Genomic DNA, 12,177 nt, shown 5'->3' on the forward strand with positions numbered 1-12,177 from the left:
GGCCATGAAAAGCCCTCTCCAGATGAAAAGCCCTCTCCAGATGAAGAGGGCCGTAGTTACAGGCTTTCTTGCTTTACCTCTCCGTGAAGGCCCCCAGCGCCCGGAAGCGCGCCGCCCGCCCCTTCTTCAACTGTTGCGGCGACTGCGCCATCAACTCGGCCAGATGGCGGCCCACCGCCTCGCCCACGGCGGCGGCGGCCTCGTCCATGTTCAGGTGTGCGCCGCCCGTGGGTTCGGGGATGACCTCTTCCACGATGCCCAGGTCCAGCAGATCGGGGGCCGTGAGCTTGAGGGCCTCGGCGGCCAGGGGGGCCTTGCTGGCGTCCTTCCAGATGATGCTGGCCGCACCTTCTGGGGAGATCACGCTGTACCACGCGTTTTCCTGAATCAGCACGCGGTTGCCCACCGCCACGGCCAGCGCGCCGCCGCTGCCACCCTCGCCGATCACGGCGCAGACCACGGGCACGCGCAGGTTCAGCATGCGGCGGATGCTCTCGGCAATCGCCCAGCCCTGACCGCGTTCCTCGGCCTCCAGGCCCGGATACGCGCCCTGGGTGTCCACCAGGGCCACCACGGGCAGGCCAAATTTCTCGGCCAGATCCATCAGGCGCACGGCCTTGCGGTAGCCCTCGGGGTTGGCGCTGCCGAAACGGCGCTTGATCTTGGTCTTGGTGTCGCGGCCCTTCTGCTGAAGCAGCAGCATGACGGGCACACCCATCCAGCGGGCCGGGCCACCGATTAAAGCGGGATCGTCGCCAAACCGGCGGTCCCCGTGCAACTCGGTAAAGCCGGTACACAGGCGGTCCACGTAATCCAGCGCGGTGGGCCTGCCGGGGGCGCGGGCCAGTTGTACCCGTTCCCAGCGACTGGGCGGCCCGCTGGCCTCGCGCAGCCGCTGCACTTCCACCTTCAGCGGCGAGATGGAGGAATCCAGGTTCTGCCCGGTGCGCTGGGCGGTGGCCTCCAGATCGCGCACGCGGGCTTCCAGCTCACGCAGGGCCTCAGGGCTGCCGGTCATGCGCTGACCTCGCGGCGGGTCAGCAGTCCCAGCAGGTTGGCCAGATACGGGCGCTGCTCACGGCGGTCCACCACGGCGTCCACCATGCCGTGATCCAGCAGAAATTCGGCCCGCTGGAAGCCCTCGGGCAGACTCTGGCGAATGGTCTGCTGGATCACGCGCGGCCCGGCAAAGCCGATCAGTGCCCCCGGCTCGGCCACGATCACGTCGGCGATGGTGGCGAAACTGGCAGTCACGCCCCCGGTGGTGGGGTCCGACAGGATGCTCACATAGGGCAGGCCCGCCTCGCTCAGCGTTTCCAGCGCCACAGTGGTCTTGGCCATCTGCATCAGCGATAAAGCGCTTTCCTGCATCCTCGCCCCACCGCTGGCGGTCACGATGATTAGCGGCGTACCGTGTTCGGCTGCGTATTCGGCGGCGCGCGAAATTTCCTCGCCCACCACGCTGCCCATGCTGCCGCCGCTGAAGGCGAAGTCCATCACGGCCAGCGTGACTGGCAAGTTCAGGATGGTGCCGCTTCCCGTCAGGATCGCGTCGGGGCGGCCCGTCTTGGCCTGGGCGCGTTTCAGGCGGTCCGTGTACGCCTCGGTGTCGTGAAAGTTCAGCGCGTCCACGGGATGTACCTTGCCAGACAGCGGCGTGAAACTGCCCTCATCCAGCAGCACATCCACCCGCTGGGCCGCGCCCAGCCGCAGGTGGTGGCCGCATTTGGGGCAGACGTAGGCGTTCAGAAGTAAATCTCGGTTGTAAATGCTCTCCTTGCATTGAGGGCATTGGGTCCATAACTCTGGCACGTCCGCGCCCGTCTGTTGCTGCGGGCGGCGGCGGCGAAAAAATCGGTCAAGCGCCATGCGGTTCAGTCCTCCGGGAATCCATCTCTGGCCGCATTCTAGCGGCGTGGCCACAGAACAAATGCACCGGGTTCAGCAAAACGCCGCACTACAGCTTTTTGTCCAAGCGAAGATCGATCTCTCTGGATGACTTTGCCGGGGCGTCGCCCAGTTTGGTCTTGAGGTAATCGTCCAGTTGCGCCAGTTGCAGGTTGATGTCCTGCTGCAAGCCGTCAATCCGCGCATTCATGGCCCGCAGCTCATTGCCCGTTTCACCTGTGCCCAGCGCGTTCATGCGGGTATCCAGGTGGCTCCGCAGTTCGGCGAAGCGGCTGCCTTCCTGGCTGTCCAGGCTGACCCGCAATGTTTCCATATCGCGCAGCAGCTTGGCCGTGTCGGCCTGGGCACGCAGGTTGCTGATCCCCGCCCAGAAATAGAACAGCAGCGCGGCAAAGATGGCCGTGAGCAGCATGATCAGGCCGATAGGCGCGGTGACGTACTGGATGAAGCCCAGATTCATGGGCTGCAAGGCCATCAGCGAGCCGAAATTCAGCACCGCAAAGATGAGCAGGAGGACGAGACCGGCGATCAGGACAATTGTCCGCATAGAGGGAAGCTTAACACCCCGTCCGGTCCGCGCGGGGTGGGGGGCTTTGCAAGACTTTTACATTTCCCTCTGATCTCGGAGCTGTCTGGTCCCAGGTTGATTGGTTCCCCATCCCAGCCCCAATAAATGTCACGGTTCTCACCCAGGGCGGCAGGGTATCCTGTGCGCCTATGTCCCTTGTCGTGTTGGTTACGCTTCCCCCCGAACGGGCGCATGACATGGCCCGCACGCTGGTTGCCGAGCATCTGGCAGGCTGCGTCAACATTCTTCCCGGCGTCCAGAGCGTGTACCGCTGGCAGGGCGACGTGGCCGAGGACCCCGAGAGCATGCTGCTGATCAAGACCAGCGGCGAGAAATACCCCGAACTGGAAGCCCGAATCAAGTCCCTGCACCCCTACGAGGTGCCCGAGATCATCGCCCTGCAATACGACCGCGCCCTGCCCGAATTTCAGAGCTGGCTGCGGGAAGCCCTGAATCCGTAAGGAAGCAAAACCCGTCTTGGTACAACGAAAAAGCCCCGACTCGCAGCAACGCGGGTGGGGGCTTGCGTGGTTCTTCAGGCTGGTGCGGCGCGCTTAACCGGCCTGTCCTGGCGTCGTGACTTCCACGGCGGTCAGGGTTTCCGTGACGCGGTAAGTGTGCTGCACGCCCTTTGGCACGCAGTAACTGTCGCCCTCGCCCAGCAGGATGGTCTGGCCATCCATATCCAGTTCCACCTTGCCACTGATGACGTAGCCCAACGTCTCGTAATCGTTGGCGTGGGGTTGCTTGCCCTCGGTGTCACTGGGCTGTTCGTTATGCCACAGGCGCATGCTGCCCTGCCGTCCGGCCACCAGATGGTGCTGGCCGTCTTCGCCGTGCTTCGTTCCATCACGGCTGACTTTGTACTGCTGGCTGTTACTGTTCTGGGTCATGACCCCACTCTCCACTCTGTGCGCCCAGGCGAAGTGATGTGGGCGTAAGGGGACATTCACGAGGACTTGCCGGGACCTTTATGCGCCCTCGCCCTTCTCCCGCACCGGACGGGTCTGCCACGCCAGATACGCCGCATAGACGTTGACCAGCGCGGCGGCCAGATGCCACAGCGGCAGCTCGCCGCCCACCGCCCAGGCCAGCGCCGACGCGGCGGCCAGCCCGTTCAGGCCCACGCCCACGCGGTAGGTCAGGCCCTCGTGCGGGGTGTTGTACATCGGGGTGCGGGCGTGCGGATCGTGCATGGACGTGATCGCCTCGGCGTAACGGATCAGCGTCAGGATGCCGAAGACTAGCAGCAGCCCGGCCAGCAGCATCACCGCCAGCCCCAGGTAGCGGCTGACATGCTCGTAATCCAGCGCGCCCAGCGTGAAATGGGCCAGCGCACCCAGCACGCTGACCAGCGCCAGCCCCAGCGTCCGGGGGGTGCTGTAGTTGGGAGGATCGCCGAGGGCAGGCATAACGCGGCCCCCAGCTTGCCGCCTGCGCGGGTGCGGAGGATGAGCGCGGAGCGAGGAAAAACGTTAGGAGTCGCGCGGGACCGTCCCAGCCGCATCCGCAGCCGACACTCATGATTTCTGGCGTGTGGTACGGCCTTTTGCTCCTCTAGCCGCAGGGCATTCTGAAGGCGTACACTACGAGATCATGCCCGGACGGTGTCCCCCTCATTTCAGAGGTAGGCGCGCGTACGGCATCCGGGGAGGTGAGGACACATGGGAACCAAGGAGGACGTTCGTTCGCGGCTGAACATCGCGGAAGTCGTCGGTGAATATGTGCGCCTGACCCCCGCCGGGAAAGGCCGCATGAAGGGGCTGTGTCCATTCCACAACGAGAAAAGCCCCAGCTTTCAGGTGGACACCGATCAGGGCTATTTCTACTGCTTTGGCTGCAAGGCCGGGGGCGACGTGTTCAGCTTCGTGCAGCGCAGCGAGAGCCTGAGCTTCGGCGACGCCCTGCGCAAGCTGGCCGAGCGCGTGGGTATTCAGGTGGAGGCCAAGTACGGCGAGCGCAGCAGCCGCGATCTGTACGACGTGAACGCCTTTGCTCTGGCCTATTTCCGCGAACATCTGCCAGGGCCAGCGCTGGACTACTTCCGGCGGCGCGGGTTGACCGACGAGACGATTGCCGCCTTCGAGCTGGGGTACGCCCCCGACGGCTGGGACGGCCTGCTCAAGCACGCCCGCGTCAAGGGTCTGTCTGATCGACAGTTGCTGGAAGCGGGCCTGTTGACCGAGAACGCCGAGAACGGGCGAGTCTATGACCGCTTCCGGGGCCGCGTGATGTTCCCCATCCGTGACCATCTGGGCCGTCTGGTGGGCTTCGGTGGGCGCGTGCTGGACGACAGCAAACCCAAATATCTGAACACGCCCGAAACCGACGCCTTCCGCAAGGGCGAGGTGCTGTATGGGCTGGACAAGGCGCGCACGGGGCTGGGGAAGTCGGAGAACGGCGACTCTGAACTGATCGTGGTGGAAGGCTACATGGACGTGATCACCATGCAGCAGCACGGTTTCACGGGCGCAGTCGCCAGCCTGGGTACCGCCCTGACCGCCGAACACGCCACGTTGCTGGAACGGCTGGGCGCACGCAGCATCTCGCTGATGTTCGATCACGACGAGGCGGGTCTCAAGGCCATGCTCAAGGGGCTGGATCAGGTGCTGGGGGCCAAGTTCCGCGTGCGGGCCACCTCTGTTCCCAGCGGTAAGGACCCGGCAGACGCGCTGCTGGCCGGGGACGACGCGGGCATCCGCAAAGCGCTGGCCGAGGGTGTGGACGAGGTGCATTACCGCGTGCAGGCCGCCATCGAGACGCACGGCACCGCCACCGCCGAGGGCAAGCGCAAGATTCTGATGGAACTGCTGCCGCGCATGCAGAACCTCGATCCGCTGGACGAGATCGCCGAGGGCGTGCGCACCGCTGCCTGCGAGACGCTGGGCATCAAACCCGAAGCACTGATGGAGTGGATCGGCAGCAAGGCCAAGCGCCGCACCCTGACCGACACCCATCTGGCGGGCATGAGTGCCGGGCGCGGCGAGCAAGAGAACGAGATGAAGCTGCTGCGGCAATTGCTGATCAATCCCAGCCTGCTGGCAAAACTGGACGGCAGCGTGCCGTGGCGTAACGAATCGGTGCGTAAAGTGATGCTAGCCGTGCAGGGCGCAGCCAGTTCCGACGCCATTCTCGACGTATTCCGGGGCCAGCCCGAGGAACAACTGCTGATCCGCCTGCTGTTCGAGGGCCGCGATTCCGGCAGCATCTCCCGGCACGGCAGCGAGCAGTACGATCAGAAGGTCAACGCCTACGCTGCCGCCGCTGTGGACGACATTCAGGTGACTCTGAGCATCGACGCCATGCGCGCCGAGATCGGCCTGCTGAAAAAGCAGGTGGGCGGGGCCGCCCCCACCGAGCAACTGGGCATCCTGAAGCAGATTGGGGAACTCCAACGCGCCGTGGAAGCCGAGAACCGGGGACGGCGGGGCATCGCGTAGAGTAGAGGACCAACGAGCGGTCACCAAAAGTGATTCTCTTCGTTCCTCAAGCAAGACATAGACTAACAGCCCTATCGCTCCAATCCTCTCCCAGAGATCGAAAAATCCCCCTCCCAGATCTGAGAGGGGGATGAATTTGGCTGGCGCTTACTTGCGGTCCTGAATCTGGACGTACTTCGCGTCCTTCTCGCCGGTGTACACGCTGCTGGGGCGCAGCAGGCTGTTGTCCTTGCTGTACTCGATCACGCTGGCGCACCAGCCGCTGATGCGGGCCAGGGCAAAGATCGGGGTGAAGAATTCCTTCTTGATGCCCAGGTCGCTGTACACCGTGCCGCTGTAGAAGTCCACGTTGGGATAGATGCCCTTGTCGCCCAGACGGTCCACCACGGTCTTTTCAATGGTTTCGAGAACCTGATAGTAGTTGCTCTTGCCTTCCTTGCTCGCCACATGCTCGGCGTAGTCGCGCAGCACCCGGCTGCGGGGATCGAAGTTCTTGTAGACGCGGTGGCCCACGCCCATGATCTTTTCCTTGTTGTCCAGCTTCTTGGAGATATACGCCTCAGCCCTGTCAGGCGTGCCGACCTCGTCGAGCATGTCCATCACGGCCTCGTTCGCGCCGCCGTGCAGCGGTCCCTTCAGCGCGCCGATGGCCGAGGTGATGCACGAGTACATGTCGCTGAGGGTGCTGGAGGTGGCAATCGCCGTGAAGGTGCTGGCGTTCATGCCGTGATCGACGTGCAGCACCAGCGCGATATCGAACAGACGGGACTGCTCGGGGGTAGGTTCGGTGCCAGTCAGCATGTACAGGAAGTTGCCCGCGTGCGTCAGGTCCATGCGCGGCGCGACGGCGTCGTGGCCCTCCTGCGTGCGGCTGATGGCGGCGATGATCGTGCTGAACTGCGCGATCATGCGGATGGTGATGGCCCGCTGCGCTTCCGGGGTGATGTCCTCGGACTGCGGGTCCAGCAGGCCCAGGTAAGAGACAGCCGTGCGCAGCGCCTGCATGGGATTGATACCGCGCGGCATGTCCTGGATGACCTGCTGAAGCTGCTGCGGAATGGCGCGGTTTTCCTTGAGGTGGGCATCGAACTGCGCCAGTTCCGTGGCGGTGGGCAGCTTGCCTTCCAGCAGCGCCAGCGACAGTTCCTCGAAGGTGCTGTTCTCGGCCCATTCCTGAATCGGAATGCCCAGATGCAGCAAAATGCCTTCCTCGCCGTTGATGAACGTCAGCTTGCTCTCGGTGAATTTAACGCCTGCCAGGCCCTTGGCGATTTCAGTCATGATAGCCGAGGATAGCACCGCCGCCCTACGCGGTCAGATACGCATCACGTTCCCGCAGGGGTAACAACCTTCATGTCTGGCGGCACGGCGGCCCTACAATGCCCGGCGATGACCGCCCCCGCTCAAGTCGTTCTGGCCCTGGACACCGCCACCCCCTACCTGACCCTGGCCCTGCGCTGGCAGGGCGGCGAGACGGCTTCCTCCAGAGAAGTGGGCCGGGCACACGCCGAGGAATTGCCCGCAGCCACGCGCCAGTTGTTTGAGGAAGCGGGCCTCCCCTTTCGCGCCGATCTGATCGTGATCGGCACTGGCCCCGGCTCGTATACCGGTGTGCGCGTGGGGGCCAGTTATGCGCTGGGGCTGGGACGCGTGTGGACTGCCCCGGTGCGCGGAGTATCCACCTTAGAAGGTCTGGTCAGAGGTGAAAACGCTCAGGCCGTCTCGCTGGACGCCCGCAAGGGCAACGTCTACGGCGCAGTTTATGAAGTTTCAGGTGGCGCAGTGGAAAGTATCAGGCACGCCCCACAGAAATTCAGTCTGGAGGACTTTCAGGCGCTGATCGGCCCGCTGCCCTGGCATCAGGACAACGCCCCGGACGGTCTGGCCCTGCTCGAAGCCGGGCTGAGACACGGGGCCGAGGACTGGGCGCTGGCTTACCTGTAATACGGCGTCAGTTCAGACCCACCAGTTCCTCGCTCAGCGCCCACAGCCGCGCCGCACTCTCTGAATCGCGGGCGTAGGGCTTGTGGCCGAACATCGGGTCCGGGTTCTGCGGGTCCAGCGGCGTGCTTTCCTGAAGGTCTTCTAGAAACAGCCCACCCACACCTTCCAGTTGGGGCGAGGTAGCGGCCCAGACGGTGGTGGACGCCCCCTCTTCCGTGGTCTTGAACACCGCGTTCAGCTTGCCCGACTCGTCCTGCCAGCCCATCGCACGCTGTTCTTCCACCGGAACAAACTTCTGCAATCCGGTCATGATGCCGCCAGGATGGACGGCGTTGGCGGTCACGCCCTGCGCGCCGTACTTCTGCGTCAGGCCCACCGCGAACAGGGCGTTGGCGGTCTTGCTCTGGCCGTAGGCGTCCCAGCGGTCATAGGGGCGGCGTTCAAACTGGATGTCGTCCCAGACGATGTCGCTGCGGCGGTGGCCGCTGCTGCTCAGGGCCACCACGCGGGCAGGGGCGGCTGCCAGCAGCGCGGGCATCAGCAACTGTGTCAGCATGAAATGGCCCAGATGATTGGTGCCGAACTGCGTCTCGAAGCCGTCCGGGGTCTGGCCCTGCGGCGTCGCCATGATGCCCGCGTTGTTGATCAGCATGTGGATTGCGGGGGCCACCGCCAGAATTCGCGCCGCCCCTTCACGCACCTGGGCCAGCGAGGCGAGGTCCAGCTCGATCACCTGAGCGTTCTGATTGCCCGTCGATTCACGGAGTTCGGCAGCGATCTTCTCGCCTTTTCCGGTGTCCCGGACGGCCAGGATCACCGATGCCCCCGCCGACAGCAGGGCGCGGGCCGTCTCGACGCCGATGCCGGAAGATGCGCCAGTGATCACGGCGGTCTTCCCAATCAGGTTGGTCCCCTGAACGACTTCGAGGGCGGTAGCGCGCGGCGCGAGTGGACTGGCAATGGTGGTCATGGGACCGAGCTTACGCCTCTGGACCAGAACATGGAAAAGCGGCCACCCCCTCCGGCTGGAGAGGGGGCCGCCGCCACAAAGAAGGGTCAGCTCGTCGGCTGGCTGATGCCCTTCAGGGCCGTCTCGTCCACGCCCGTCTGCGCCCGCACAGCCAGATCGCCCAGGCTGACGATGCCCACCACCTTGCTGCCCTCGGTCACGGGCAGGCGGCGGAGCTGACGGTGGGACATCTCGCGGGCGGCTTCCTCCACCGTGGTGTCGGCAGGCATGGTGAACACGTCGCCCGTGGCGTAATCGCTCGCCGGGGTGCCGAAATCATGGCCGTAAGCGACGGCACGCACCACGATGTCGCGGTCCGTGATGATTCCGGTCAGCATATCGCCATCCATGATCAGCACGTTGCCGATGCCCTGTTCCTTCATGTGGGTGGCGACTTCTTTAAGGGTGGCGCGGGTGTCCACGGTGGTCAGGTCCGGGGTCATGATGTCTTTGAGAGTGGTCATATGGTCACCCTAGCCCGCCAGCGTAGGGGGGCCGTGGGGAGCGGCTAAAGGAACGAAAAAGGGAGAGGCCAACCGCGCCTCTCCCCGTTCCTTAATCTGTTCCGCTCAGCGCATCAGCCAGTCGAAGGAGGTCTTGACCAGAATGTTGCGGCTGCCAGGGGTCAGCCCTTCCAGGCCGAAGCCCATGTTGACGGTGCGGTAGCGGCCCGCGTCGTTGGCGACGATGGCCCCGGCGTTTTCCCCCGCACTCTGGGCGCTGACCCGTCCGCCGCGCGCGGGCTGGCTGGCCTGCTGGCCACTGTTGCCGAAAATCTGGCCCAGCGCGGTGCCGATGATCTTGCCCGCGATCTGCTCGACCAACCCGCGCGGGTCCTGCTGCTTCTGGGCGGCGCGGCCCCGGTTGGGATCGACCTTAATGCTCTGGGCGCTGATGGTTCCGGCGTTGGCGTTGGCGCTGCCCCAGGAGGCAACGGTGGCGCTGCCGCCCAGATCGGCGATCACATCAGGGTAGACCTGATTCTGGGCGCTGCCCGCCGCATTCAGGGTGAAGGCGGTGTTGCCGAAGGCCCCGCTGGTCACAAATTTGGCGATGCCGCTGCTGTCGGCCACGAAGCGGGTCTTCAGGACACTGCGGTAAAAGTCGCTCTCACCGATGTCGTAGCCGATGTCCTGGCCGGTCACCAGCAGCCGTCCGCCGCCCGAGAGGTACTGGCGCAGGGTGTTCTGATCAGCGGCGGTGATGGTGTTCTGGTACTGCTCACCACTGGCCCAGATCACGATGTCGGCCTTCTGCATCTCGCTCAGGGGAGGCGCGCCCTGAGACTGCACGTTCCACACGAACGCACCGCCGCTGACCGCGTTGGACTTGAGGGCGTCGCGCAGCGCACCGGTCACGTCCGCGCCCACACCCATGTCGTCATCGACGAGCAGAACGCGGGGCTTGCCCGCACTGGCAGCCGGGGTGGGTTTGGGGGCCGGAGCTGGCGTCGGGGCAGGCGTCGGCTTGGGCGCAGGGACCGAAGCGCCCGGCACCGGCTTGATAAAGCAGCCCTTGAGCTTGCCGGGGAAAGGATCGCGGCCCCACTCGGCCACCGTGCAGTTGAAGCCGTCCGTTCCAGTGCCGGTGGCGTACTGGCCCTCGGTGCCGAAGGCGGCGGCGCGCTGCCCGCTGAAGTTGCACTTCTGGCCTTCCAGGGCGCACAGATCGTAGCCCGCTGGGCCAGTGGGGGTCTTGTTGGCGGGCGGCGGCGTGGGGGTGGGGGCAGGCGTCGGCTTGGGCGCAGGCGGTGGAGTGGGCGTGGGTGCGGGAGCAGGCGTCGGGGTAGGCTTGGGCGCAGGCGGGGGCGTCGGAGTCGGTGTCGGCGCAGGAGCAGGCGTCGGCTTGGGGGCAGGTGCTGGTGCGCCCACGTTCACGCCCAGCTTGGCCAGCGCACCCGGCACGCTGATCAGACCGAAGCCCACATTGTTGTTCTTTGCCCCAGCATTGCTGGCGCTGGTGTACAGCGCGTTTTTAATGGCGTCCACGCTGCTGCCGGGCTTGGCCGAGAGCAGCAGTGCCACCGCGCCCGCCGCGATGGGGCTGGCCTGCGAACTGCCGCTCTTGGCCCCGTACTTGTCTCCCGGAATCGAGCTGGTGATGTCCACCCCCGGCGCGGCGATGTCGGGTTTGACAAACACGCCGTTGATCTTGCCGGTCCAGGCCACCGGCCCCCGGCTGCTGAAGCTGGCGACGTTGCCACTCTGGTCCACCGCGCCCACGCCGATGGCGTCCGGCAGGTTGCCGGGGCTGCCGGTGCTGGCCGACGCCGGGCCGAAGTTGCCGATGGCGAACACCGGGACCACCCCGGCCTTGAGCATGTTCTCCAGCGGCACGATGAACTCGTCGTAGGTGCCGGGAATGCCCAGGCTCATGTTCACCACGTCGGCGCCGTCGTCGGTGTCGGCGTTGTTGTCGGGGTCCAGCACGTACTGCATCCCGGCGATCACCTCGGCAAAGGTGCCCTCATTGTTGGGCAGCACCAGGGCACTGATGATCCTGGCATCGGGGGCCACGCCCACCGTGTTGCCCACCAGCAGACCCGCCGTGTGGGTCCCGTGGTCGGCGCTGTCGTGCGCCTGGCTGTTGACGCGGTTGCCCTCAGCATCGAACTCGGCGAAGGCGATGACCTTGCCCTTCAGTTGCGGGTGGTTGGGATCGATCCCGCTGTCCAGGTGCCCGATCTTGATGCCCTGGCCCTTGAACCCGGCGGCCCACGCCTGCGGCGCACCGATCTTGGCCAGATGCCACGGCTCTCCGGCGGCGGCGGCAGAGGCGCTCAGGGCCACGGCCTTCTGGGGATTGGGAATCTTGACCTTGAAATTCTCGAACACGTCGGTCACGAAGGGCAGGGCGGCCAGCGCACGCGCCTGCACCGGGGTCAGCGGCAGGAAGATGCTCTGGTCCAGCCACAATGCCGTGGCCTGACCGCTCTTGATGGCGCTGGCCAGAAAGCCTGCCGACGAGCCGAGCTGGTCTAGGCGGCCATTGAGCTGCGAACGCAGATTCTTGAGCTGGGCCTTGCCCCGCGCGTCGTTGCCGAACTGGAAGCGCACGATCACGCCCACCTTGGTCTGGTCACCGCGCTTGGCCCGCTCCAGCAGCGTGGGCGACAGGCCCGCCGCCCCTGCCGTGGAAAGGGACGCGCCGCCCAGCATCAGGGCCGCGCCCAGCATCAGGCTCTTGCGCCCGGCCATCTTGACTCGGGGCATCTTTACTTGGGGCATCTTCATACGGGTCAGCGTACCTGCCCCGCCATGACGCCCCCTGAACGCCGCGTGAGGAAACCTTAAACCGCCGTCAGGGCC

The 12,177-nt window shown here is 65.3% G+C and carries 12 protein-coding genes; 3 read left to right on the top strand and 9 right to left on the bottom strand.

Annotation, left to right across the window (positions count from 1 at the left end):
• Nucleotides 1-73: 73 nt before the first annotated feature.
• The 3 genes from DAAJ005_RS14560 to DAAJ005_RS14570 form a co-directional block, all read right to left on the bottom strand.
• On the bottom strand, nucleotides 74-1,018 hold the full coding sequence (locus tag DAAJ005_RS14560) for an acetyl-CoA carboxylase carboxyltransferase subunit alpha (protein WP_151847745.1): 945 nt from the start codon (nucleotides 1,016-1,018) through the stop codon (nucleotides 74-76).
• Complete coding sequence (accD, locus tag DAAJ005_RS14565; RefSeq protein WP_151847746.1) at nucleotides 1,015-1,869, bottom strand: acetyl-CoA carboxylase, carboxyltransferase subunit beta; 855 nt, start codon at nucleotides 1,867-1,869, stop codon at nucleotides 1,015-1,017. Before accD ends, DAAJ005_RS14560 begins: the two co-directional genes overlap by 4 nt.
• Before the next feature lie 88 nt (nucleotides 1,870-1,957).
• On the bottom strand, nucleotides 1,958-2,455 hold the full coding sequence (locus tag DAAJ005_RS14570; protein WP_151847747.1) for a LapA family protein: 498 nt from the start codon (nucleotides 2,453-2,455) through the stop codon (nucleotides 1,958-1,960).
• 170 nt (nucleotides 2,456-2,625) lie between these two features.
• Between DAAJ005_RS14570 and cutA the strand changes: the two genes are divergently transcribed.
• Nucleotides 2,626-2,937 carry a divalent-cation tolerance protein CutA gene (cutA, locus tag DAAJ005_RS14575; RefSeq protein ID WP_029483123.1) on the top strand — a complete coding sequence of 104 codons (312 nt, stop codon included), beginning with the start codon at nucleotides 2,626-2,628 and terminating at the stop codon, nucleotides 2,935-2,937.
• Between the two features lie 93 nt (nucleotides 2,938-3,030).
• On the opposite strand, the gene DAAJ005_RS14580 is transcribed toward cutA, so the two are convergent.
• Complete coding sequence (locus tag DAAJ005_RS14580) at nucleotides 3,031-3,369, bottom strand: cupin domain-containing protein (protein ID WP_151847748.1); 339 nt, start codon at nucleotides 3,367-3,369, stop codon at nucleotides 3,031-3,033.
• Between the two features lie 78 nt (nucleotides 3,370-3,447).
• Nucleotides 3,448-3,888 carry a hypothetical protein gene (locus DAAJ005_RS14585; protein ID WP_151847749.1) on the bottom strand — a complete coding sequence of 147 codons (441 nt, stop codon included), beginning with the start codon at nucleotides 3,886-3,888 and terminating at the stop codon, nucleotides 3,448-3,450.
• A 252-nt stretch (nucleotides 3,889-4,140) separates the two neighbouring features.
• Between DAAJ005_RS14585 and dnaG the strand changes: the two genes are divergently transcribed.
• Complete coding sequence (dnaG, locus tag DAAJ005_RS14590) at nucleotides 4,141-5,916, top strand: DNA primase (protein WP_151847750.1); 1,776 nt, start codon at nucleotides 4,141-4,143, stop codon at nucleotides 5,914-5,916.
• A gap of 147 nt (nucleotides 5,917-6,063) precedes the next feature.
• Here dnaG and DAAJ005_RS14595 read toward each other — a convergent pair whose 3' ends face one another.
• Nucleotides 6,064-7,197 (bottom strand): citrate/2-methylcitrate synthase, encoded by a 1,134-nt coding sequence (locus DAAJ005_RS14595; RefSeq protein ID WP_151847751.1) that lies wholly within the window; start codon nucleotides 7,195-7,197, stop codon nucleotides 6,064-6,066.
• 108 nt (nucleotides 7,198-7,305) lie between these two features.
• On the opposite strand from DAAJ005_RS14595, the gene tsaB reads away from it, so the two are divergent.
• Complete coding sequence (gene tsaB, locus DAAJ005_RS14600) at nucleotides 7,306-7,860, top strand: tRNA (adenosine(37)-N6)-threonylcarbamoyltransferase complex dimerization subunit type 1 TsaB (protein WP_151847752.1); 555 nt, start codon at nucleotides 7,306-7,308, stop codon at nucleotides 7,858-7,860.
• A 7-nt stretch (nucleotides 7,861-7,867) separates the two neighbouring features.
• Here the strand turns inward: tsaB and DAAJ005_RS14605 are convergent, their stop codons facing one another.
• The 3 genes from DAAJ005_RS14605 to DAAJ005_RS14615 form a co-directional block, all read right to left on the bottom strand.
• On the bottom strand, nucleotides 7,868-8,830 hold the full coding sequence (locus DAAJ005_RS14605; RefSeq protein ID WP_151847753.1) for an oxidoreductase: 963 nt from the start codon (nucleotides 8,828-8,830) through the stop codon (nucleotides 7,868-7,870).
• An 86-nt stretch (nucleotides 8,831-8,916) separates the two neighbouring features.
• A complete protein-coding gene (locus DAAJ005_RS14610) occupies nucleotides 8,917-9,333 on the bottom strand; it encodes a CBS domain-containing protein (protein ID WP_151847754.1) in 417 nt (138 codons plus the stop codon).
• A gap of 105 nt (nucleotides 9,334-9,438) precedes the next feature.
• Complete coding sequence (locus DAAJ005_RS14615; RefSeq protein WP_226342445.1) at nucleotides 9,439-12,102, bottom strand: S8 family serine peptidase; 2,664 nt, start codon at nucleotides 12,100-12,102, stop codon at nucleotides 9,439-9,441.
• Nucleotides 12,103-12,177 lie beyond the last annotated feature (75 nt).

This window comes from Deinococcus sp. AJ005 (assembly GCF_009017495.1).
GTDB lineage: Bacteria > Deinococcota > Deinococci > Deinococcales > Deinococcaceae > Deinococcus.

What these genes read in the sequence shown, in the direction of transcription:
- DAAJ005_RS14560 (WP_151847745.1), bottom strand. Translation starts at nt 1,018, where the DNA reads ATGACCGGCAGCCCTGAGGCCCTGCGTGAGCTGGAAGCCCGCGTGCGC.
- accD (WP_151847746.1), bottom strand. Translation starts at nt 1,869, where the DNA reads ATGGCGCTTGACCGATTTTTTCGCCGCCGCCGCCCGCAGCAACAGACG.
- DAAJ005_RS14570 (WP_151847747.1), bottom strand. Translation starts at nt 2,455, where the DNA reads ATGCGGACAATTGTCCTGATCGCCGGTCTCGTCCTCCTGCTCATCTTT.
- cutA (WP_029483123.1), top strand. Translation starts at nt 2,626, where the DNA reads ATGTCCCTTGTCGTGTTGGTTACGCTTCCCCCCGAACGGGCGCATGAC.
- DAAJ005_RS14580 (WP_151847748.1), bottom strand. Translation starts at nt 3,369, where the DNA reads ATGACCCAGAACAGTAACAGCCAGCAGTACAAAGTCAGCCGTGATGGA.
- DAAJ005_RS14585 (WP_151847749.1), bottom strand. Translation starts at nt 3,888, where the DNA reads ATGCCTGCCCTCGGCGATCCTCCCAACTACAGCACCCCCCGGACGCTG.
- dnaG (WP_151847750.1), top strand. Translation starts at nt 4,141, where the DNA reads ATGGGAACCAAGGAGGACGTTCGTTCGCGGCTGAACATCGCGGAAGTC.
- DAAJ005_RS14595 (WP_151847751.1), bottom strand. Translation starts at nt 7,197, where the DNA reads ATGACTGAAATCGCCAAGGGCCTGGCAGGCGTTAAATTCACCGAGAGC.
- tsaB (WP_151847752.1), top strand. Translation starts at nt 7,306, where the DNA reads ATGACCGCCCCCGCTCAAGTCGTTCTGGCCCTGGACACCGCCACCCCC.
- DAAJ005_RS14605 (WP_151847753.1), bottom strand. Translation starts at nt 8,830, where the DNA reads ATGACCACCATTGCCAGTCCACTCGCGCCGCGCGCTACCGCCCTCGAA.
- DAAJ005_RS14610 (WP_151847754.1), bottom strand. Translation starts at nt 9,333, where the DNA reads ATGACCACTCTCAAAGACATCATGACCCCGGACCTGACCACCGTGGAC.
- DAAJ005_RS14615 (WP_226342445.1), bottom strand. Translation starts at nt 12,102, where the DNA reads ATGAAGATGCCCCAAGTAAAGATGCCCCGAGTCAAGATGGCCGGGCGC.